Source organism: Chitinispirillales bacterium, assembly GCA_031254455.1.
Lineage (GTDB): Bacteria > Fibrobacterota > Chitinivibrionia > Chitinivibrionales > Chitinivibrionaceae > WRFX01.
In genome coordinates, this window is sequence record JAIRUI010000111.1 from 1 (window position 1) to 22,753 (window position 22,753).

Sequence of the window (22,753 nt, forward strand, 5' to 3'; positions counted from 1 at the left end):
AAGGACAGCGTTCAAAAGGCGAAAGCGGGTAAAGAAGCGATGGGACGTTTACACGAAGCGGTTATAGAAATTCAAAATTCCGGTAACGAAACGGCAAAAATTCTCAAAGATATTGACGAGATAGCTTTCCAAACGAATCTTTTGGCTCTTAACGCCGCCGTAGAAGCGGCAAGAGCGGGCGAAGCGGGTAAAGGGTTTGCGGTAGTTGCCGAAGAGGTGAGAAATCTCGCACAAAGAAGCGCCGAAAGCGCAAAGAAGACGGCGCAGCTTATCGAAGGTTCACAGACGAGTAGTTCCAGAGGAGTCGGTTTAGCCGAAGAAACGTCGGAAGCGATAGGAAAAATAGCGGAAGTGTCGAATAAAATCGCGCTTATAGTCGATGAGATAACGACCGCCGCCGAAGAGCAGTCGCGAGGCGTTTCACAGGTAAATTCGGCGATAGGGGATATGGATCAGATAACGCAATCGAACGCCGCCGGTTCTGAAGAGTTGGCCGCAAGTTCTCAGGAATTGAATTCTCAATCGCTTGTAATGAACGGTTTGATGGGTGATTTGGTCGGAGTGGTGAGCGGCGAAGCGGCGAAAGCCGAAAGATTGAGACGTCATAACACGATGGTAATTGAGAGACAAACGCGGCGTATAAAGAGAATATCGTCCGCTAAGACTTTAGCGGCAAAACCGTCACGCTCACAAACGCTTATTCCGTTTGACGACGATAATAATTTTGGAGATTAATAAACAATTTTTTGCTTAAAATCTCAAAAGCAGGCTTGGGAAGCCAAGTCTGCTTTTTATCTCAATATTGCCATTTTCCAAAATAAAATTTTTTCCTTTGAGCCGATTTTTGCAGATAAGCGGCAACGATAAACCGCCGAACCGAAACGCGATAAATCGTTGAGCGTGAATTCGTTTACCCCTTGTGAAAGCAGTAAATTACCGGATTCAAATACTTTTTGCCCTTGCATCGTATAAATTGAAAGTGTGGCGGAATTTGCCGCGTTTCCTAATTTGTAGCGGAATGTCACCGACGCGTTTGAGTTTTTTGCAATTTTTAAGGGATTGGGATACGAATAAAAATACTCTATTTCGTCATCGGTCTTTGTTTTTTGTTCGCCGATGTCTTTTGCCGAGAAAGTTCTTTGAGCGTTCATTCCTACCATATTCGTTTGTTTTGAATCGTCAAAAATATTTTTATCAAGTTTGTAACAATAAAGCATTCCGTTATCCGAGATTGCAATTAGATTAAGCGTATCTTTGCCGTCAATATCGTCAATCACGACGCCTTGTGAAAGCGGATGACCGACGCTTATTGTCCAATTCGACGACTTTGAATTTCTTTCACTACGCATATCAATAAGTCCGCCGGGAGCGTAATACGGAAAAATCAGCGAGTCGTTTAAATAACGCAGCGAATCGATAAATCCTTTTGAAAATCCTGTAATCGAGTCGAGTTTTTTGTCTATATCCTCAAAATAAACCGTTCCTTTTACAGTGTCGATTTTTGTCGCTTTTGTTTGATAGTAACTTTTGTTGTTACCGGTCGCCGTTGTGAAAAACACGAATTTTTCTCCGGATTTCGCCGAAACCGCCGCCGGAGCCGCTAAAACCGATTTTCGTATAGACCACTCTGCTCTGTCCAAAAATTTGGGATAATTCTGAAACAAATTTCCTTTGTTGTCAAAAGCGTAAATTCCGTTTGTTCCGGAAACCAAAAGTTCCATCGTTCCGTCGCCGTCCAAATCAGCCATCGACAAATGACTTTCGTTGTCGGGAATATTTTCGCGTTCGGTTTCGTCTCTGAAAATCCCCGCCCAGTCTATTGGATAATTTCTCTGATTTGCGTTAAGTTTAATTTCTTTACCGTCAAAAATAAGATACCATAAACCCTGCTTGTTATCGGCGATAATAATGTCGCTTCCGTTTGTAAAAATCTTGAACGGTGGAAATTTTTTAATTTTCGCCGTTTCAAAAACATCAAATTCCGCCAAAATTTTGTCCGTACCGATAACCGCTACGACACCGTTTTTCGATACCGTCGCCGCTAAATTTTTGTCGAATTTTGCAACCGCCGTAATTGCGGAATTGTCAACGCTTTTACTTTCACCGATGATATTCGTTTGACGTCCAAAAATCAATTTCCCGTCGTTTGCGCCGAAAACCCATACGTTATCGTCGCTGTCGAGTTCCGTTATATGCGATGAAATATCGGCGTCGGAGATTTCCGATTTCACAAATAGTCCGCCTACGCCGTTATAAACCGCTATTTTATTTTTGCAGGGAATCATTAAACCGTTTCCCGTAAAGGTCGGCATGTTGACCGCGTCTATGCTGTCTTGGTAAATTATATCCCCGTTTTGCGAAACTATCGACAAGCGCCCTTTTTTATCTAAAACCACTATCTCTTTTCCCCCTTTTTTGGTTATGTCTGCAGTCAAAAGCGGGTAGAAATTGCCGACATTTTGCGTGAAATCTCCGCCGATATTCACCGGAAAGTTTTCTTTGGGAGCGATCTCGTTTTTTTCCAAGTCAACGGTCATCAAAATTATCGAATCGCTGTAATTTATGACCGAATATTCATCAAATTTTGTATTCTGAGTTTTGGAATAGTAATATCTTTCCGGCATAGAGATGTTTGCGTACTCCGAATTCATAAATTTCAAATCCAAAAACGAATTTCCGCCGTCGTTAGCGGTAGTCGTCGGTGAATCTGGTGTGGGTTTTTTAGAATTTATCTGTGAAATCACTTGATTTCCGTTTTTGAAAACGTTTGTATGCGGAAACACGTCGGCGGCGCTTCCGTAGTCGTATGCCGAATAACCCAGCACGTCCGTAAATTCCACTCCTATATCTGTAATACCGTCAGCTTCCACCAAATTTACCGCCCGATACGACGAATCGCTGTTGAGCATATTGAATTCAAGCCGGTTTTTAATCAATTTTTCATCAATATGCCACAAACAAACACCGGAAGCGGGAATCCCTATGTCGCGGCTTTTTACTTTCATTATAACTCCGCGATTAGAAATCGAGTCGGCGTTTTTCTCCAAATTTACATAGAATCCTCCCGATGAAACGTACCGTTCGTTTTTTATTGTGTCGTAAGAAAACAAGTCTCTGCCGGAAAGATTTCGCTGACGGTTTTCCGCAAGATAATATTCGGTATTATTTATCGGAATCAAAAAAAGCGTGCTGTCGCGTTTTGGCGAAAACGCTTTCACCGAATAAGTTTTACCGTCCGGTTTTGCATGAATCGGCGTATCCCAGCCCATAAACGAGCGGACAAACGCGCTTGGATTTGGCGGGATGAAACCTTGTGCGGCGGAGTATCCGGCAAAATCCATTATTCCGAAACTTCCTATACCCGAAATTCCGCTGCTTGTCGAGTACAAGTCCGGAATACCAAGTTGCCGTGCAAATTGATTAACCAAGATTCCGTTAATTCCCCAATTAAGCGAGTCCTGATTCGCCGTTTCGCTTAGCATCATCAACTCACTCAAAATCAATTTTGAAGAATCTTTGCCAAAAATTTTTACGCCCGTTTTTTTTGATTTCTCGTCTTTTTCTACGGAATTTCCAAAAATATTTTCGTGCGGTTTATTAAAATACCTAAACATTTCTTCGTTGATAAACGCGTCGGTCAGATCGTTTGGACTGTTCGCGTTTGAAATTCCGTTCAACCCGCCGTCTGTGAGCGCACTTGAGCCCGCATGAATGAGCAGAATAAAGACTTTGATTTTTTTTGACGAATTTTCGTCTATTTTGTAAATAATTCCTTTATCGTCCATCTGCAAGTCGTTGAAAGGACTTCTTACGAATTTACTGGTGTCCGCCAAAACAATCGCTTCTGCGACAAAAGTCATCATTGCACGGCTGATTCTCAAATAGAAGTTGTCGTAAGTTTCGTCTTTTCTCTTTGCGCCGGGTGAATAGAGCGCCATTTCTTTACCGAGTTTATACGCTCCAAAAGGTCCTTGGGGAAATATCTTGAAACCGATTTTTATATTACTCTTGGATACATCCGAGAAATAGTTTCTCAGAGCTGTCAAATGGTGGTCGAAGTAAGTCGAATCGTGCGGAATTTTATCATATTTATATGTATTTTTGTCATCGTACCAACGAAATTCTTTTGCATCGTTCGATGAAAAAACTCCGTTTGAAGCGACTTTGTGAGTATCGAAATCTTTTCTCATAAACAAACCGTTTCCGGTAGTGTTGTTTACGGAATCCGCCTTAAATTCTACGCGAATAGCGTAAATTTCTACAGAGTCGCTTTGTGAGGTACGAACGTAATCGTAAGAGTATGGCGAAAAACTTTTTGCTCCGCGAATTTCCGAACGTTTTGCAACTTGATGAAAAAAGTCGATTCCTCGCAAATCTTGAGCGACAGCCGCTATTACGAAAACTATAATTATTGTAATTATTTTTCTCAAGTATATTTTCCTTCTTGCTTTTTTGTTTGAGGTTAAAATACTAAATTTCATAACACTATTATTTGACAAATATTATTTTGCGATTAAATTTGTTGAACGTAAAAGGAGCGAAATGCTGCAGGAAATAAGGACGATATTGGAAAAAATCGGCGAAAATCCCGACCGAGAAGGACTTTTGGATACCCCGAAACGCGTTGAAAAAGCGCTTGAACATATTTTAGGCGGCTACAAAATAAATCCGTTGGAAATACTTGAAAAAGCGGTTTTCTCAGAAAACGCAGATGAAATGATAATCGTAAAAAATATTGAAATTTATTCTATGTGTGAGCATCATTTACTGCCTTTTTTCGGGAAATGCCATATCGGATATATTCCGCAGGGCAAAATTTACGGAGTGAGCAAATTGGCGCGTGTCGCTGACGCTTTTGCCAGACGCTTACAGGTTCAGGAGCGGCTTACCCAGCAGATTGCCGAAGCGATTATGAAGCCGGTCAATGCCGACGGCGTGGGGGTAATTATTGAGGCGAAACATATGTGCATGATGATGCGCGGCGTAGAAAAACAAGACAGCGTTATGACAACGAGCTCAATGCTTGGAAGTTTTAGAAGCGATCCGAAAACCCGTGAAGAATTTCTAAATTTGGTATCTGCAAAATGACCGACGACAGAATTATAGCCATTGAAACGCGGATTGCGTTTTACGAGAAAACAGTTGAAGAATTGAGTGCAATCGTTTATAAACAGCAAAAAGAAATAGAGTTTTTACGATTAGAATTAAATGATCTTAAAAATTTTGCGGCGTCTCAAAATTTTGTTTTGAAAGATATTAAAGACGAAACTTTGCCGCCGCATTACTGAGGTCGGAGAGGCTATGACGGGACTGTTTGCGGGATTATACGGCTGCGACGCCGCGATTTCGTAAATTTACAAAAAACAACAATAAATACGGCGTTCGTCAAAGTTTTTTAGTATATTCATAACAAAGTATAAAATCGTTAATATCTGAAAGGAGTGACAGTATGCCGCACATCGTGATTAAAACAATAAGCGGTCCGTCGAAAGCGCAGATTAAGGAAGCGGCGCAGCAAATCAGCGCCGTTGTGAATAAAACTATGGGTAAGCCGGAAAAGTACATATCCGTATCGGTGGAGGAATATTCTTTCGGCGAATGGGAAAGCGTTTACAACGAGTTCGTTAAGGACAAAGATAACGTTGTCGTCAAACCGGGTTATACCGACCCGAAAACTTTTTCGTAAGAAACGCGCAAAATACAAAATGTTATTTTCTTTGGGAAAGTTAAAGGTTTTTTGTAGAAATGGGTAAAAAATCACCGAGAGAAACGACAATGCGCGGTCTTGCGCTTTTGGCTGTCTTGATAGTGTTATGTCTTTTTTTGAGCAAAATCGACATGCTCATAGGTTATGCCGAAGCGATTTTTTCGGCGGATTCGTTTTCGTCTTCCGACAACGCCGCAATGACGGCTACCGATTCCCTGCGAAACGAATATTACAATCTTATAGCCGGATTTTGGGAACATTCAAGCGATAACCTGTACGATAGAATCGAACTAAAAGACAATGGGATAATTTGGCAATATACGGAAAAAACATTTGCGTTTCCGTATAATTTGTCAAAAAAAATAACGCGGGTTTCTACAAGTTTTTTGTCACCTATGAGATTTGGCGCAAACAATTACGCTATGTCTAATTTGCGAATCATTCGTGAAACATGGTTTATGCCGGATACATGTTACGGCAAAAATTTTTATGACGTTGTTGCAAATACTTACTTTTCAAACGATACGCTCATTTTTGACAGCATTCCATATACGCGCTATACCGGCGGATTACAGGAGTTTTTCCCATACGGCGCATTGGCTTTAGTGGATGATATAAGGGTACGATCTTGTAACAAATTAAATCCTTTAGCCGACTGGCTTCGAGAAAATCTTGCGTATAGTTTTGACGGACGCGAAATTCCGTTTGACGCACTGAAATTTGAACAGGAGTTATTGCTGAAAAAGTATTATATTCCGTATTGTTTAAGCAGAATTGAGAGTGCAATGATGTTTGAACAAGCGTATAATTTGGACTTAAAAGTCATAATTTCACCAAACGGTTCGGTCGAAGATTGCATTGTAAAGGGCAAAGATTTTATTTCTGCGCCGAGTAAAAAATCAATTGTAAACGAAGTGAAAAAATGGAAATTTCCAAGCGACGGACAAAATTCCGACACTATCGCTTTTAAAGGAAAGTTCATAAAAAAGCAATAATACCGAAACCGTTCATAGAAAATAATTTTTTGAGATTTGTCTCTTTGAGGCGTTGGACGAGGACTTTTCTTCGCCTTTTTTGTTTTGCGGCAAATAGTATATTGTGGCAAAAGAAGGATAAAAATGAGTATAACCGCATCGCAAAGATTTCGCCTGGGGGTTTTTGTCATTATTGCAGTAACTGTAATATTTGTCCTTTTAATTATCAGTATAGGCATAAAATTTTCAGAAAAAACAGTAAACTATTATTCGGAATTTTCCGGCGAATCGCTTTCGGGATTGACAAAAGGAATGGACGTAAAATTTCGCGGAATACCCGTAGGTAAAGTTTCTGCAATAAATTACAATCCGAAAGATTTAAGCAAAGTTAAAGTGGAATTTGAAGTTGAGAAAAAATTCCCGATGAAAGAGGACATGTTTGTAGAAACAGGATTAAGCGGGATTACCGGATTGAAGTATATTGAGATTATGGGCGGGACGAATGAATCCGCTGTTTTGCCGCCGAATTCTCTTATTGCGTCTCGTCCGTCATTGATGGGAACTATCGCCGAAAGGGCAGAAACGATTCTTGAAAACATAGAAGAACTCCTTAAAAATTTAAATACCGTAGTCAATAGAGATTCACTTGCGGATTTATTTTTGACTTTTAGAAATATGAGAGAATTTACAGACAATATAAATAGCGTCGGCGGAAATTTGATTCTACGGGTGGATTCAATAACTATAGCGCTAAATAATATGTCTAGAAATATTGATATGGTTGTCAGCGATTTTTCCGAAAACGGACGGTTGCCGAATATTATGGCGAATATTGATTCGACAATTATTTCTTTGCGTAATTTATCCCAAAATTTCGGATTAACTTTTATGCAAAGCCGTGAGGATTTAGGTTCTACGCTTGAAGATTTACGGCAAACAATGGAAAACGTAAACGAACTTTCGGCTATGCTGTTAGACAATCCGTCGCTTTTGTTATATGGGAATCATCAAAAGAAAAGGAAAACGAAGTGAAGAAAATTATAATTATTGCGGTAATTGCAATTTCTCTGATTTTTATGTTTAGTTGTGCAAGACCGCTTGCAAAACAATATTATTTGTTGAATTACACTTATGATAACTTGCAAAATCGCAAATCCGAAACTCCTTACGGAAAGATAATACGACTGCGTCCTTTCGGTATTGAGAAAGTATATGCGAAGCCGGGAATCGTATATCGTGAAAGTCCTTACAAATTAAATTATTATAACGACCATTTATGGGCTGTTCGTCCTGTTGACATGATAAGCGATTTGATATTCAACCATATTGAAAGGGTAAATTTAGTAAAAACCGTAGTGCGCCGTCTTGACGAAACGGTAGCGCCGGACTATGAACTTTCAGGAACGATTTTAGCTATTGAAGAATACGATAGCGACGAACTTTGGTATGCACATCTGAAAATTTCTGTAGTTTTGACCGATTTTAACGCGAGAACGACAGTTTATAGCAGAATTTTTGACCAGACTAGAAAAGTTGAGACGCATAATCCGATTTCTGTAGTAAAAACACTTTCCGAAATTATGGACTACACCGCTTCCATGCTTATGATAGACTTGGACAATTTCTTTTACGAACAGACAAAAAACAAAAACGATGATGATTAATATTTTCGCTAAAATTATTTTTGTTCAATCAATGTGTTGAGATTCTTAACGCTCTCTTCTACAAAACATGTGTTCTCGTATTCTAAAACAGCATATTCAACTGAAACATTAAAGCGCTTAATACACTCAAATATATTCGAATAAGCGACGATTCCTTTTCCTACGGCGCACCAGTTTTCGCGATTTTGACAAGGTGAAACGGAGTCTATCATATGCATAATTATTTTTTGATTCGTAAATTCTCGAATTAGCAGTTTTGACAAAAAATTCGGATGAAAGTTTATAAATTGTTCAACAAACAGACGCGGGAAATCCAACACGGGAATCGCCGGAATATTTTTTTGTATAATTCTGTCAAAAAACGACAAGTATTTTTTTATATTATTTATTAAACCGCTTTTGGTTTTATTCTGATAATAGTTTTCTATGCACGGTATAATAGAGAAGCTTGCGAGTGTTTCGCAATCGTCAACCATAACGTTAACGTCATTGTTTTCATCAAAATGAAAAATACAATATTTACTGTTTCCCGAAATAAAAATTTCGGACAGCGCCGTACAATGTTCTTTATTTCTTGAGACGTTTCCTGTGTATAAAGGTGAATGGCAAAGAATTTTTATTGATTTTTTTTCGCATAATTCTCGAATTTTATGAATTGTTTTTTCATTTTTTTGAATATTTTCGCTCATGTAGAACTGAATAGCGGGAATTTTTTTTTCTTCTGCGTAAGAAATCGTTAAAAAAGGATTAAAATTACTTTGTGAAAATAAAGATGTGGCGACAGCGATGTTCATAATGTATTTTCTCCTTAATGTGAGCTTAAAATATTATTATGTGTAAGAAGGATGCGGGCAAAGGCTTTGTGCGAGACGTGGAAACCGTTGTTTAATACGATTGACTTCTTAGCGTGGAAGCATTATGGAATTGAAAGAAACGATGTTGAAATTTGAGATTCTCAAACGGCAAGAAAATTGATTTGACAGGAATAAATCTGAAATTAAAATTCAATGAGAGTCGTTTAATAGGACGGCGGTTTTGGAATTTGAAATTGTAAAGAAATTAAATTTGTTTGACAAATTCGGGAGATTAAAAAAATGACTCCGAAAACATTGGTTCAAGTGTTATGTAAAATTGACGACGAACAGAAAATGCAGTCGTTTTTGAGGGAAATTTTAACAGAAGCGGAATATAGAGATATTTTGGGGAGATGGGAATTAATGCTTCGGCTAAAAAATGGGCAGACGCACAGAAAAATCGCCGCTGATTTACAGATGAGTTTATGTAAAATTACGCGTGGAAATAGAATTTTGAAAAACGAAAGTTCCGTTACGAATAATTTGCTGGAAGGGGAAAAATGTCCAAAAAAGGTAAAGTTGTAATTTTTTCAGCGGCAAGCGGCGCGGGTAAAACTACGATTTTGAATGAAATTAGAAAAAAAATGCCGCAACTTGTCTATTCAATTTCGGCAACTACCAGAGAACCGCGAGGAAACGAGAAAAACGGAGTAGATTATTTTTTTATGAATAAAAAAGATTTTATCGTTCAAAAAGACGATAACGGATTTGTTGAATGGGCGCAAGTACATGGAAATTATTACGGAACGCCGCGTGATTTTATTGATAAAAATTTGAATGAAAATAAAATTGTGGTTATGGATATCGATGTGCAAGGTAAAATTCTTTTGGATAAACAATATCCCGAAAATATAATCGGAATATTTATTGAGGCGCCGTCTTTTGAGGAACTAGAAACAAGATTACGCAAAAGAGCGAGCGACACAGAAGAATGTATAAAGATTCGTTTAAAAAACGCAGAAAAAGAAAAAGAAATTGCAGTTTCGCAAGGGAAATATAATTATTTTATAGTTAACGAAAATCTTGACGAAACCGTAGATAAAGTTTTTACAATTTTGTTGTCTATAAGTAAAATATAAAGGAAGTAACCGTGTTTGGTAGCGAAGTTCCGAAAAGAATTGCAAATTTTGAGATAATACGTGAAATCGGCCGCGGCGGGATGGGAATGGTTTATCTTGCCAAGCAAGTGCCTATCGGTCGAGAAATCGCGATGAAAATTCTTCCGGCGCAAGGCGACAATAGTTCGGAAGAATATAAAGAAGCGATGGGGCGTTTCAAATCGGAAGCGATGACCGTTTCTAAGCTAGAACACGAAAACATAGTTAGGCTTTATGATTACGGTTTTGCAAAAGGTATGCATTATTTGGCTATGCAATATATTAACGGATACTCGCTTTATGATATTATCCAAAAACGAAAACCGCTGCCGATTGAAACCGTAATCGAATACGCGAAACAAATTTGCCGCGGACTTAATTATGCCGACCAAAAAGGAGTGATTCATAGAGACATAAAGCCGCAGAATATTTTAGTTTCCAAAGAAGACGGTAAGTGCCGTATTGTAGATTTTGGGATAGCAAAATTTAAAAGAGACGGACGCAGAACGATGGTAGGAATAGCTATCGGGACTCCAGAATACATGTCCCCAGAGCAGGCTGAAGGGAAAAATCTTGACCATCAAACCGATGTGTATTCTTTAGGGATATTGATTTACGAAATGTGTACGGGAAATCCGCCGTTTTATGGAGGAGATCCGGTAGGCATTGCATATCGTCAGGTTAATGAGCAGCCCAAAAACCCTTCAAAACTGCGCCATGACATTCCGGTGCGTTTGGAACTGATTATATTAAAGGCGATTAAAAAAAACAAAAACGAAAGATATAGAAATACCGGTGAAATCTTAAAAGACCTTGATACTGTGATATCCGAAGGTAAAGACAGTATTTTTGATGATTACGAAATTAAGGCGTCTGCGAAATATTCTTTCAGAAATGATGTTTTGGGCGGCGGCTATGATTCAATGTCGGATGTTTATGACAGAAACGGCGACAATGGGAATGTTCGCGGGTTTGTCGGTAATAACCAAACGACGATTCTAATTTGGATGATCGCTTTAGTATCCTCGTTGTTTGGAGCGATTGTTATTCTTTTAGTTATTTTACTGCAGCAAGTAAGATAAAGATTTTCATTTCTTATCTACGTATGACGGAACAAGCAATCTCAGTTCTTCGCTTGACGCGTTTTTGTCGCCCGACTGATTTACGGTTATGGTTTCGTCAATTTTTGCTGTAGTTAACGAGCGAATAAGCGTTGCTTTTGCAGTAAATTTCAGCGTACCCATATCAAGCGGATCGGTTTCATCGATGGGCGGAGTATGCGAAATATCGCCGACCGTGTATTTGAAATACTTTGAATCCGGAACTTTCAGTCCGATTTTCGCCCAGTTTGCTGAATCGGCGGGCGACCCGTCGGATGTTAATTCCAAGTACCTTCCGTTCACAATTCTATACGATTCCTCGCCTCCGACAATGGCGTTAAGTGTTTGCGGCGCTTCCGCCGCTTTTATTTTGTCGGCGGCGCGCTGAAATTTAGGCATTGCGAAACTCGCCAAAACCCCTATGACGACAACGACAATCATAAGCTCTACAAGCGTAAACCCATTTTTTCTCATTTTTATCCTCCTCAGGCGTCCCATATTACGATAATACAAATATATTTAATTTTTTCAACAATTTCCGTATTATTTTATAAAAATTTTTATATTTTATAATTTTTTACATTGAACAAAAATTATTTTGATATTATTTTTTAGAGAGGAATTGCCGTGCAAGAAGTTAATGATGAGAATTTTCAGAGCGAGGTTATCGATTCAAAAGTTCCCGTTTTGGTTGATTTTTGGGCGCAGTGGTGCGGTCCATGCAGAATGCTGGGACCAATTATGGACGAGATTGCCGATTTGGCTCAAGGTAAATTTAAAATTGTGAAAGTTAATGTAGATGAAAGTCCGATATCCGCAGAGAAATACGGTATATCGGCGGTACCGACGACTATTCTGTTTGAGAACGGAAACGTGACACAGACAAAAACGGGATTACTCCCGAAAAACGAATATCTGAAAATTTTGGGTTTGTAATTTATAAAATAGAGAAATTTTAACATAGCAGGAGGAGAATATGGCGATTTTTTTTACATCGGAAAGTGTTTCACAAGGACATCCCGACAAAGTTGCCGATCAAATTTCGGACGCGATTCTTGATGCGCATCTCGCTCAAGATCCAAACGCGCGCGTGGCGTGCGAGACGCTTGTAACTACTGGAATTACCATAGTAAGCGGAGAAGTTACTTCAAGAGCGGTAATTAATGTTACCGATATAGTTCGTAATACTATTAAAGAAATCGGATATACCGACCCAAATATCGGTTTTGATTATAAGAACAGCGCGGTATTGAATCAAATAGGAACGCAGTCGCCTGATATTTCACAAGGCGTTACCGAAGGTCAGGGTTTACACAAGGAGCAGGGAGCGGGCGACCAAGGGATTATGTTTGGTTATGCGACGAATGAGACGAAAGAACTTATGCCTCTATCGATACATTTAGCGCATCGATTGATTGAGAAAGTTACGGAACTTCGCGAAAACGGTACGCTTGCCTGGCTTCGTCCGGATTCAAAATCTCAGGTTACGGTAGAGTATGAAAACGATTATCACACAATTAAGAGAATTGAAGCGGTCGTAATTTCTACGCAGCATACAAATGACGTATCGCACAGCACAATCGAAAAAGAGATGATAGAAAAGGTAATTAAAGTAATTATTCCCGAAAAATATTTAGACGAAAACACGAAATATCACGTTAATCCTACGGGAAGATTTGTTGTCGGCGGACCGCACGGCGATACCGGACTTACAGGAAGAAAAATCATCGTGGATTCTTACGGCGGACACGGTGCGCACGGCGGCGGCGCATTCAGTGGAAAAGACCCGTCCAAGGTGGACAGATCCGCTGCATACGCGGGGCGTTGGGTGGCAAAAAATATCATTGCCGCCGGATTGGCGCAAAAAGTTAAGATTCAGTTGGCGTATGCGATAGGCGTTGCGCAGCCCATTTCAATTAACGTCGATACTTACGGAACTGCGATAAATACCGATGACAGGAAAATCGAAGCGGCTATAAGAAAAGTTTTTGATTTGACGCCTGCCGGAATAATTAAAGCGCTTGATTTAAAACGTCCGATATATCGTGAAACCGCAAGAAACGGACATTTTGGTCGTGAACTTCCACAGTTTACCTGGGAAAAAACCGACAAAGTCGAAGAATTAAAAAAGGCGATAGGTTAAATCGTTTAATTTTTAAAGTTTTTGTTTTAGGGGTTGAAATTTTTCAGCCCTATTTTTAATCTGAATGATTATAAATAATGTTTAGCCGTTTATTCCCTCAAAATATTCGCTCCGATGGCGTTTAGTCGAATATCTATCTTTTCATATCCTCGGTCTATTTGATCAATGTTATGGATTCTGCTTGTCCCTTTCGCGCTCATAGCGGCGATCAAAAGCGCCATTCCGGCGCGAATATCCGGCGAAGAAATTTGCGCGCCGGAAAGAGTGGACGGGCCTATTATCACCGCCCTGTGCGGATCGCATAAAATGATTTGCGCTCCCATACTTTGTAAACGGTCAACAAAGAACAATCTGCTTTCAAACATTTTTTCATGAATCAGGCACGAACCTTTTGCTTGTGTCGCCGTCGTAAGCATAATCGAAGTCAAGTCGGCGGGAAATCCGGGCCACGGCGCGTCTTCTATACGTGGAACACAATTGCCTACGTCCGCTTTAATTTCCAATCGCTGATTGTCGGGAATGTGTAAAAAATTTCCGTCTTTATTCGCCGAAACGTCAATCCCAAGCCGTGAAAACTGATGAATTGTCATTTTCATAACGTCAGTATCCACGTTTCGTAAAATTATGTCCGAATTTGTACAGGCGGCAAGTGAAATAAACGAACCCGCTTCTATGTAATCGCAGCCAATGGTATGTTTTGGCGCATTAAATTCCTTTTTCCCGAAAATTTTGAGCGCGTTACTGCCGATTCCTTTAATTTTTACGCCGGAAGAGACCAGGAAATTGCATAAACCTTGACAATGCGGCTCGCTTGCGGCGTTTATTATCGTAGTTTGTCCGTTTGCTCCCGATGCGGCGATTATGGCGTTTTCTGTAGCGGTCACGGACGCTTCGTCAAGATAAATTTCCGTCCCGATAAGACCGCTTTTCGGAGCGGTTATATAATAAGTCGTTATTTCGTCGCCGTTGTCCGTTATTTCGCGTTGCGGCACGATTCTTGCGCCCAGCTTTTCAAATACGATAAGGTGAGTGTCAATCCTTCTTCGTCCTATTTTGTCCCCGCCGGGACTTGGAAACACCGCTTCGCCGAAACGCACCAAAAGCGATGAAGCAAACAAAATTGAGCCTCGAAGTTTGCGTGCGATAGAAAGAGGCATATTCCCGCTTGTTATGTTCTTTGAGTCGATGGTAAGGGTATTGTTTTTCAATTCGACTTTCGCACCCAAAGTTTCGGCTATGTTACACATTTCACGCACGTCGGCAATATCGGGAATATTGTTCAACGTACATTTATCGCCTATAAGCAATGTCGCGGCAATGAGCGGAAGCGCCTCGTTTTTGTTTCCCGAGACGGTTATTTCGCCCGCCAGCCGTCGTTTTCCTTCAACAACAAATACGCCCATATTTTTCTCCGAATTAAAATTAACCGCAAAAAAATACTTTTTTATCGCTATCGCTTGCGTTTTTTATAGAAATTATGTTTACATGCAAGCGAAAAATCGTATTTTCATTGTAATTATGTTGGCTTTAGGAAAATTATGACTGAAAACGCAGGCGAAATTTCGTTAATAAAAAAAGAAAAACGTTATCTCAAAACGTTATATTTTGTGATGTTTTTAGCGTTTGGGTCAATTTCTCCGTTTGCGGCGATTTTTTATAAACGCATACTCACAAATCCAGACGGTTCGCCCGCCATTCACTTAATCGGGATCATCGTAGCAAGCGTTCCCGTAGTCGGATTCTTTGCAAATTTAATCGTAGGCGTTTTTGCCGACAAATTTGGAATCAGCCGAAGACTAATTACGATCCTTTCGTTTTTCGGCGCCGTAATTGCGCTTATCGTGGGACTTTGCGGAACACAATCCGTCATAACTCTTGCGTTGGAACAAAAATTTATCCTGCTGTTTTTTGCGGTTTTAGCGTATAATTTCGTCACTATTTCGCTTAACCCGCTTGTGGATTCCGAAACTCTGCAATTCTTAAACAAGCATTCAGATCGCAAAAAATTCGGTTCTTTCAGAATTTGGGGGACATACGGCTGGGCTGTCGCCGCGCTTTTTATGGGAATAATTTTGACTTTAATCGCTAAATATTTTGAGCAAAGCAACGGCACAAACTATCGTTTCATTTATTACTCCGGAGCGATTGCGATGCTGTGCTTAGGAATTTTGGGGAAAAAAGCGCACGTCGAAATTTCCAAAAAACCAAAAATTTCGTACAAGTATATTTTCAAAGATTCCCTGTTTATTCGATTTTTGATTTTCGTTTTTCTCGAAGGAATTGTAATGACAAGTACAGACAGTTATTTGGGATATTTTTTCGACGACGTAATGAAGTCTCCGCTTCAAATCGGGATGGTCTATTGTTTTTGGACGACATTTGAAATTCCCGTACTTGCCTATTCCGACAAACTTTTAAAGAAATTCGGGAGCAGAAAAATTTTGATTGCCGGGATATTTTTCATCGTTTTGGAATTATTTTTGTTTTCACTGTTTGAATTGGACACGCCGTTTATCCTAAAATTTTTAGCGACGCTTATGCACGGTTTGGCGTTTTCTCTTCATTACATAGGACTTATGGATTATTTGGACAGATACGCTCACAAAGACATGAGAACTACTTATTTGGCGACTATGAACATTGCGCGAACCACTTTGGCGACCGTTGCCGGCGGCGCAATCGGGGCGGTAATTATCGCACATTTTAATTCGTCTGCGCTTATGCGCAGCGGCGCCGTCTGTATGATGTTTTTAGCGGTGTTTTTCTTGGTCTTCGTCAAAAGTCCGAACGAGCGATAAAAACAAACTGCTAAAGCGTTATAAGAAATCATATCAGTTTTTAAGCGATTTGTTTTTAATTCTGATCTGTCTGAAAAACGTTTGAAGCAATTCTTTACATTTTTCTTCGCAGACTCCGCCGACAATTTCCGGCTCTCTCATATAAACGTTTTTTGCGATTTCGACGTAATTTTTATTTGAGATTGCGCCGAATCTGCTGTCGCCTGCGCCGAAAACGATTTTCTTCACTCTCGCCTGAAAACACGCCCCCAAACACATGACACACGGCTCTACCGAAACGAATAATTGGCAGTCGTCAAGCCGCCAAGTGCCGATTTTTTTTGCCGCCGCCGCAAGCGCTACGATTTCGGCGTGAGCGGTCGGGTCTTGCTTTAACTCAATTTTATTGTATCCTTTGGCGATAATTTTTCCGTCTTTTACGACGACCGCGCCAATGGGAACTTCGTTATTGGCAAACGCCTTTTGCGCCTCTTTAAGCGCTTTTTTCATAAATTTTTCGTGCGGCGTCATTTGTTAAAATTTCCAAATCAAATCTACGACGTGTTCTAAACCGACTTCGGCGCCGCTATTTGAAACCGCGTAATTGACGCCGAATTTTTTAATTATTTTCCAATTTACGACGCTTTCCAAATTTAGTCCTATTCCAAAACCTAAACGCGGATTATTTTCTAAACGCCACTGCGGGCGGTCTTTGAAATAATTTCGATTGCACAATATATCGCGGATTCCGGTCCTGAACACGATAATTTTATTCATCCGCCACTCAAAACCGCCGTTTATCGAAACTGCGACGTTTTCGTATTTTCGAAAGAACGAATTTATCAGATACCCGTTAAAATCGCCGCTAAAGCGGATTTCTTTTTCGTTTTTGTATTTGAAAACGTAATTTGCGCCGGCGACTAAAACCGCAGGAAGCGTATCGATAATGGTCATGATCATTGAAGAGTTGGGAGTTTCGTTGTAACTCCAATCGTTGTAAGAAAAAATATCACGAACGCCGAAGCCGAGCGAAAATCCGTTGGGATTTACATAAGTCCCCATAAACGATAAGCCCCCGATAGTGCCGCTGGAACTTGTTTCTATGCTTTTAGCGTCTTCGTTGAAACGAACGGGAATTTTCGTGTAATACCACGTTCCCGAAACGCCGACCCCCCACATGCCGGTAATAGCGATTCCGGCGCCGATTTTCGTCGTTGTCGAGATATAACTTGTTGAATTGTAAATTACTCCGTCTTTTCGTAAACTGTCTAAATTTGCAATTCCCTTGTATGAAAAAATTCCCGAAACGCCGACTCTTTTTTGTGGAATTTTATATTCGCCTGCAAAAAAACTTTCGTTTCGGTCTAATTTTCTTATGGCGTCGCCTACGCTAAACTGCAATCCGCTTGAAAACGCCAAACGCGCCGGATTATACCAGCCAAGCGCATATTCGGGGTTTGCGGTCATTGCGTTTCCGACAGCCCACGCTTTGGACGTAAGCGGAATGCGTTCGTTTCCGTTGCTGTACACGCTTAATCCGACGCAAAAAGCGAAATCAGCGAATAAAACCAAAGCAAAAAGCGTTTTTTTCATCTTTTACCTCGCCACGACGACTTTCCCGACGGCTCTATCTCCTTTTTGCGTGGTTATCTTAAAATAATACACGCCGGGCGGCACGGATTTTCCTCCGTTATTATTTACCGTACCGTCCCAATAGTCTTGCGATCTTAAAGTAGAATGCTCACTGCCGACAGCCGCGTTTCGAGGAACGTTTGTCACAATCCTGCAGACAAAATCCAAATTGTAATTCAAAATATCAATCGTAACCTTGTCATCCTGTGAAAGCGAATATTCAAAAGTACAGGAATTGTCCCAATGATTGATAATCCCCGGTTCGGCGTAAATTTCTTTAAGCCCTTTTTTTATGGGAACTTCTTTTGAAAAATATTCAAACGGCGTTTCATCCTTATCCGTAATTCCGCTTAATCCGTTTTTTGAATAAAGAACGCCTTTATTAGAGGCAAACCCTATAAAAAACGACCCCTCTTTATAAACTGACGCCTCCGTTGTCGGAGTATCTATCCGACCGTAAATGGAAATATCCGTTAATTTGTAATCCAACGGAATATTTGTTTTGGCGATACGCCGCAGTAAAACTTCTCGCCGTTTTTCCGAATCTTGCGTTTTCTTGCCGTCGATTTCGCAAACGTCCAAGCGTCCGTCGTTATCCAAAATGTAAATAAAATTATCAGGACTTATCGCAACTTTCGAAATACCGCCGCTGTGAATTAAATTTTTATTTCCAACGTTCCACCTGTACAATTTTTCGGTATAGTCGTCGGTAGTCAATATAAAAATGGGGAAATCGTTCGTTCCTTTTATAAATTTAATCGCATATTCTTTCGGCTCTTTCGACTGCAATATTAAACTGTCGATTTTTGTCCAAGCGTCCGAATTACGGAGCATAATTTCCCCGTCTGACGAAAGAGCGATAAAATCGCCGCCGTAACCGATAATTGAATTTACATAAAAATCCGAACTTATAATGCTTGTGGAATCGACGGTCGGATTGAGAAGCGCGACTCCCGCGTCGCCCAGCGCAAAAAAATAGTTGTCATGTTCGTCGTAAACGCCGAAAAAACCGTCGCAGCCAAACAATCGCTCAGGTTTTGCATCCGGAATTTTATGTTTTACGAACTTATCTTTGCCGGAGACCGTGTACAATATCGGAACTTCGTTTTTATTTTCTAATTCCAACTTAACGGCGAAATCGTTACCGTTCAAAACAATATTATCTAAATTGGCGTTGACGTTGGCGCCGAACGGTAAGCATTTTATGCTTTTCCATGCGTTATCATCTTTCGTTTTCCAATTTACGCCCCCCTTTGAGCCGACGACAATCATGTCTTCGTTGATTTCAATATCCAAAAATCCATAATCGGAAAGCCCTTGCGCCGACAAAAAACCTGCAAAAAAAATTACTATTAATCTAATTTTCATACACCTGAGTTCCTTCGGGAATTACAAAATTAAACAGACTTTCTGAAATTTCGGTGGGAAAAGTCGTTTTTTCAAAAATATACGTCGTAATATTTTTGTCTATGTCGTTAACTGTTATTTTGGAAATCTGCGAATTTGTCAAAAATATTTCAACTTTTTCATAACCGTTTTCCAAAGATTTCGAGTTTTGCCAAACAAAAGATTTTGTCGGCTTATTTTCTATAAAATCGGCGGTTTTAAGCAGGTTCATTAATTCTAAGGGGGCAAATTCGGATAACTGCGGCGTTACTTTTTGCACCTTAACCTGTTTTTGCCTGCTGTTGTATTCCCAAAAAGCGTCTCCGTTGCTGACGTAACTCATTTTTCCGACGGAAATATTGAATTTATTATTCCGTCCGATAATGATTTTTCCTTTTACTTTGGTTTCTTTTTCGCGCACGGCCCAATACGTTTTTCGCTCAAAATCAATTTCCGTCGGCGAATTTGTATATTTTTCCAAAACCGCCGATAAATCAGAGTCGGCAAACGCGTTCAGGATTATAATCGCCGCAATTATTACAATTTTCTTCATTTATTCCAACAATATCTTTTGAGAGAAAAATTTTCCGTCGGCATCGATTTGTACAATAACCGCATTTTTCGCCGTTTTGGGAATTGTAAACGCCGCCTTTTCGCCGGAAACGTTTCCGGAGGCTATTTTTCTTCCGTTTACCGAGAATATCGCTATCTTCATTGATTTCACGCCAGCCGCAGATATCGAAATTTCGCGCTTATTCAACAAAATTATCGGAACGATTTTATTTTTGGGTTTCTTCTTGTAAATCGCGATATTTTCGCCGTGACTTTCGTTGAGATTTTCTTTTTCGCTTTCTTCAATTTTGAAATCGTCTAAGTAATAAATCCGGTCTTCTGTTTGAGGTGCGAAATCGGAAGCGCTTTCATCGGCGAAAGTCGAAAAATAAACGGCGGAAATTATAATCGTTACAATTTTTTTCATTTTGCTTCCTTATCGGCACGGTAAAAAAATACTCCCTGCTTAGAATTTAGCCGGATTAAAAATTTGACGGAAAATAAAATTTGTTTATTATACCTTTTTCTTTTTATGGCGGTTTTGCCGTCTGCGTTTTTTGCGTTTGTGTAGAGCGATTTTCGCTTTCCTGTGTTTCTTGACGCTTGACATCAATTTTCCTTTCATCATATTCTTTATTTTGAAAACTACGTAAAAATACATTTAAAACATGCAAAATAGCAAAAAATTATTATTTTTTCTGAAATTGTCGATAATTGAGAGAAACAAAGGATAACGGACAGTTTACGCACACATACGGTGAAATTAAATTATGCATCTAATGTCAGCAATGAAGATAGAATGTTGAATAAGCCAATAATAGAAAAGAAGAATACGGACGGAAAACAACAACAAAACAGGTCTGTAAGCGTTAAGATTTCGGGATAAATCTATCCAAGTTACGCTATTAATTTTTGTAAGTTTTCAGGATCATTTCTTTCCGACCAAAAAACACATTCAGCGTTTCGGCTTCTCAACGCTTCAACATATTCACTTTCTACCTTTTTTTCCATATCATTTACAAATGCCAAACCAAGCAAATTTTTATTGCTCATTTGCTCACGAACGCTTTTTACGTCATCCCAAGCAAATAAAAAGTAAGGGACATTTGATTTGCTAAGAGAATTAAAAGATTTAATAACAATCTCTTTGTTCTTATGCGCAATTTGAAAATCAAAGGCAAATTCCAATCCTGTCCGCCCTTTTGAAATAAACTGTGGAGTATATATAACATTTTGCTCTTCAAGAAAAACTTTAACATCTTCTTTGAAAATTGATGGAATTGATGGCTTGCTAAGCATATACATATCGTTTATTTCAGAAATAGCCATTATTAAATTGTGTTTTTTTTGAGCAAAATTAGTATTAGTCGATTCCACGACAAGTTCTTCATTATCACACGTAACGCCGTATGTTATTAATATTCCATCTAAAACCCATTTTCTCTGATGAGAGTGGCTAAAAGAGATACCCAGCATATCCAAATTTTTTAAAGTAATTCCATCGTCCGACAAGGTAATCTTGTCTCCGCTTTTTTTAATATATATTTCTATACAATCGTTAAACGCACCTACAAAAGGTGTATTTATGACCGCCCAGTTCGTACCGGTATCGGTTATTATAGCCGTTCTGTCTCGCAGAAACTTATAATAATCGTCTATTAATTTATCAATCCACGTATTCATATCAATATAGGATTTATTGTAAAACGAGTTTCTAATGTAATCATGGCGTTAAATGCCGTAAATGCACTTATTACATCGGCATGTGAGGCAATGCTTGATACGGGAAAATTATTTTCCAAAGGTTTTGCCCATGCCAACGGCTTATATCCCTCTACATAATAATGTATGTGATGTTCGTTATAATCAAAAAATTTCCCAGCAAAAAGATGAAAATCTTTCGGTAAACCGTCCTTAATTTTTTCAGGATTTTGATGTTGTCCATTAAAATCAACTCGAAGCAATCCGGCCTTTGTATTGTTATCTATAAGATGCAAAGTTAATTTTAGATGATTTTTTGCACTTTGATTTATATCGTAAAAAAAAATGTAGTCATCGTCTATTGGAGATTTTAATTTATATTGCTGTTTGAAAGGCGCTTCTTGATTAAAAGTAACGGAATTTTCCAAAACGCCGTTTATTTCAACCATTTTGGACAGATTTAACAAATGATCTATTTGCTCTCTTGTAAATTCCATCTCTTTTTCCTCTCTGTATATCCTAAAATAATTTTAGCACAACAATCAAAATGTATTTTTATCACATTTTTATCGCATTTTAATTTCCTCTTGACAAGGTATTTGGGAATAAATATAATTTCTTCTTTGCTTTTCAAAAGGGACTTACATACTGAGTAATAGAAATCGGTTTACGTTCAATCAATGGTTCGACTAAAAAATCACAAGCGTCGACTAAATCGTTGGGGAAGCGATAAAATTAGTCGCAATGTTTAAAAAATTTCCAAAAACAACACCTCCCCTCCAAACCCACCCATACCAAATAGTATATTCATCCCACAGTTCAACCCAAACCCAGACAAAAAAACGGAGAAAAAGAATTGCAAACCATAATTTCTTGCGTTCTTATACTTTCGGGAAGTCCCGAAACAATTATGATACGAAAAATATAAAAATAATAACGTGTACAAAACTATTAAAAAATGAGAATTTTCTATGAAAATTAACAAATTTGATTTAATTCGCCTGCGCGCAATATGGAGGGGAATTTGGGACAAAATAGGAAATAATAAGGTTCAATCCTAGTTAAACAAAAATTATTTTGTTGTAATACTCGGAGGGACAATGGAAAACAAATATATAATTCGTTCAAGAATTTCAGAGCATAAATTTAGGGAGATTCTAAAGATA

Annotated in this window: 24 protein-coding genes; 13 read left to right on the forward strand and 11 right to left on the reverse strand. The window is 39.1% G+C overall.

Going from position 1 to position 22,753, the window contains the following annotated elements; translation table 11 throughout:
* Positions 1-735: methyl-accepting chemotaxis protein (locus LBH98_08650; GenBank protein ID MDR0304817.1), on the forward strand; the 735-nt coding region annotated here is incomplete at its 5' end.
* Positions 736-791: 56 nt separating this feature from the next.
* On the opposite strand, the gene LBH98_08655 is transcribed toward LBH98_08650, so the two are convergent.
* A complete protein-coding gene (locus LBH98_08655) occupies positions 792-4,430 on the reverse strand; it encodes a hypothetical protein (protein MDR0304818.1) in 3,639 nt (1,212 codons plus the stop codon).
* 112 nt (positions 4,431-4,542) lie between these two features.
* Here LBH98_08655 and folE point away from each other — a divergent pair, with 112 nt between their 5' ends.
* The 6 genes from folE to LBH98_08685 all read left to right on the forward strand — a co-directional run bounded on the left by folE (position 4,543) and on the right by LBH98_08685 (position 8,345).
* Positions 4,543-5,088 carry a GTP cyclohydrolase I FolE gene (gene folE / locus LBH98_08660; protein ID MDR0304819.1) on the forward strand — a complete coding sequence of 182 codons (546 nt, stop codon included), beginning with the start codon at positions 4,543-4,545 and terminating at the stop codon, positions 5,086-5,088.
* Positions 5,085-5,288, forward strand: a complete 204-nt coding sequence (locus LBH98_08665; GenBank protein ID MDR0304820.1) for a SlyX family protein — start codon at positions 5,085-5,087, stop codon at positions 5,286-5,288. The genes folE and LBH98_08665 overlap by 4 nt, the downstream gene beginning before the upstream one ends.
* Before the next feature lie 161 nt (positions 5,289-5,449).
* Entirely contained in the window at positions 5,450-5,686 is a 237-nt protein-coding gene (locus tag LBH98_08670) for a tautomerase family protein (GenBank protein ID MDR0304821.1), read from the forward strand.
* 59 nt (positions 5,687-5,745) lie between these two features.
* Positions 5,746-6,702 (forward strand): hypothetical protein, encoded by a 957-nt coding sequence (locus tag LBH98_08675; protein ID MDR0304822.1) that lies wholly within the window; start codon positions 5,746-5,748, stop codon positions 6,700-6,702.
* A gap of 123 nt (positions 6,703-6,825) precedes the next feature.
* Positions 6,826-7,713, forward strand: a complete 888-nt coding sequence (locus tag LBH98_08680) for an MlaD family protein (GenBank protein MDR0304823.1) — start codon at positions 6,826-6,828, stop codon at positions 7,711-7,713.
* Positions 7,710-8,345 carry an ABC-type transport auxiliary lipoprotein family protein gene (locus LBH98_08685; GenBank protein ID MDR0304824.1) on the forward strand — a complete coding sequence of 212 codons (636 nt, stop codon included), beginning with the start codon at positions 7,710-7,712 and terminating at the stop codon, positions 8,343-8,345. The genes LBH98_08680 and LBH98_08685 overlap by 4 nt, the downstream gene beginning before the upstream one ends.
* A 14-nt stretch (positions 8,346-8,359) precedes the next feature.
* Here LBH98_08685 and LBH98_08690 read toward each other — a convergent pair whose 3' ends face one another.
* Positions 8,360-9,139 carry a hypothetical protein gene (locus LBH98_08690; GenBank protein MDR0304825.1) on the reverse strand — a complete coding sequence of 260 codons (780 nt, stop codon included), beginning with the start codon at positions 9,137-9,139 and terminating at the stop codon, positions 8,360-8,362.
* A gap of 300 nt (positions 9,140-9,439) precedes the next feature.
* On the opposite strand from LBH98_08690, the gene LBH98_08695 reads away from it, so the two are divergent.
* The 3 genes from LBH98_08695 to LBH98_08705 are packed head-to-tail and all read left to right on the forward strand — an operon-like array spanning position 9,440 to position 11,378.
* Positions 9,440-9,724, forward strand: coding sequence for a trp operon repressor (locus tag LBH98_08695; protein MDR0304826.1), 285 nt, complete (start codon positions 9,440-9,442; stop codon positions 9,722-9,724).
* Positions 9,700-10,278, forward strand: coding sequence for a guanylate kinase (gmk, locus tag LBH98_08700; GenBank protein ID MDR0304827.1), 579 nt, complete (start codon positions 9,700-9,702; stop codon positions 10,276-10,278). The genes LBH98_08695 and gmk overlap by 25 nt, the downstream gene beginning before the upstream one ends.
* Before the next feature lie 11 nt (positions 10,279-10,289).
* Positions 10,290-11,378, forward strand: coding sequence for a serine/threonine protein kinase (locus LBH98_08705; protein MDR0304828.1), 1,089 nt, complete (start codon positions 10,290-10,292; stop codon positions 11,376-11,378).
* 6 nt (positions 11,379-11,384) lie between these two features.
* Here the strand turns inward: LBH98_08705 and LBH98_08710 are convergent, their stop codons facing one another.
* The gene (locus tag LBH98_08710; GenBank protein ID MDR0304829.1) at positions 11,385-11,870 is read right to left on the reverse strand and encodes a type II secretion system GspH family protein; all 486 of its coding nucleotides are present in this window, start codon (positions 11,868-11,870) and stop codon (positions 11,385-11,387) included.
* Between the two features lie 153 nt (positions 11,871-12,023).
* Between LBH98_08710 and trxA the strand changes: the two genes are divergently transcribed.
* On the forward strand, positions 12,024-12,332 hold the full coding sequence (gene trxA / locus LBH98_08715; GenBank protein ID MDR0304830.1) for a thioredoxin: 309 nt from the start codon (positions 12,024-12,026) through the stop codon (positions 12,330-12,332).
* Between the two features lie 40 nt (positions 12,333-12,372).
* On the forward strand, positions 12,373-13,539 hold the full coding sequence (gene metK, locus LBH98_08720; GenBank protein MDR0304831.1) for a methionine adenosyltransferase: 1,167 nt from the start codon (positions 12,373-12,375) through the stop codon (positions 13,537-13,539).
* An 89-nt stretch (positions 13,540-13,628) separates the two neighbouring features.
* Here metK and murA read toward each other — a convergent pair whose 3' ends face one another.
* Positions 13,629-14,942: a UDP-N-acetylglucosamine 1-carboxyvinyltransferase gene (gene murA / locus LBH98_08725; GenBank protein MDR0304832.1), complete on the reverse strand. Its 1,314-nt coding sequence runs from the start codon at positions 14,940-14,942 to the stop codon at positions 13,629-13,631.
* Positions 14,943-15,077: 135 nt separating this feature from the next.
* On the opposite strand from murA, the gene LBH98_08730 reads away from it, so the two are divergent.
* Positions 15,078-16,337: an MFS transporter gene (locus LBH98_08730; protein MDR0304833.1), complete on the forward strand. Its 1,260-nt coding sequence runs from the start codon at positions 15,078-15,080 to the stop codon at positions 16,335-16,337.
* 33 nt (positions 16,338-16,370) lie between these two features.
* Here LBH98_08730 and LBH98_08735 read toward each other — a convergent pair whose 3' ends face one another.
* The 7 genes from LBH98_08735 to LBH98_08765 all read right to left on the reverse strand — a co-directional run bounded on the left by LBH98_08735 (position 16,371) and on the right by LBH98_08765 (position 22,084).
* The gene (locus tag LBH98_08735) at positions 16,371-16,847 is read right to left on the reverse strand and encodes a nucleoside deaminase (protein MDR0304834.1); all 477 of its coding nucleotides are present in this window, start codon (positions 16,845-16,847) and stop codon (positions 16,371-16,373) included.
* A gap of 3 nt (positions 16,848-16,850) precedes the next feature.
* Positions 16,851-17,909, reverse strand: coding sequence for a hypothetical protein (locus LBH98_08740; protein ID MDR0304835.1), 1,059 nt, complete (start codon positions 17,907-17,909; stop codon positions 16,851-16,853).
* Positions 17,910-17,912: 3 nt separating this feature from the next.
* Entirely contained in the window at positions 17,913-19,316 is a 1,404-nt protein-coding gene (locus LBH98_08745) for a hypothetical protein (protein ID MDR0304836.1), read from the reverse strand.
* The gene (locus tag LBH98_08750) at positions 19,306-19,887 is read right to left on the reverse strand and encodes an outer membrane lipoprotein carrier protein LolA (GenBank protein MDR0304837.1); all 582 of its coding nucleotides are present in this window, start codon (positions 19,885-19,887) and stop codon (positions 19,306-19,308) included. Before LBH98_08750 ends, LBH98_08745 begins: the two co-directional genes overlap by 11 nt.
* Positions 19,888-20,313, reverse strand: coding sequence for a hypothetical protein (locus LBH98_08755; GenBank protein ID MDR0304838.1), 426 nt, complete (start codon positions 20,311-20,313; stop codon positions 19,888-19,890).
* Positions 20,314-20,783: 470 nt separating this feature from the next.
* Positions 20,784-21,569, reverse strand: coding sequence for a DUF1828 domain-containing protein (locus LBH98_08760; protein ID MDR0304839.1), 786 nt, complete (start codon positions 21,567-21,569; stop codon positions 20,784-20,786).
* On the reverse strand, positions 21,566-22,084 hold the full coding sequence (locus LBH98_08765) for a hypothetical protein (protein MDR0304840.1): 519 nt from the start codon (positions 22,082-22,084) through the stop codon (positions 21,566-21,568). The genes LBH98_08760 and LBH98_08765 overlap by 4 nt, the downstream gene beginning before the upstream one ends.
* Positions 22,085-22,753: the final 669 nt, after the last annotated feature.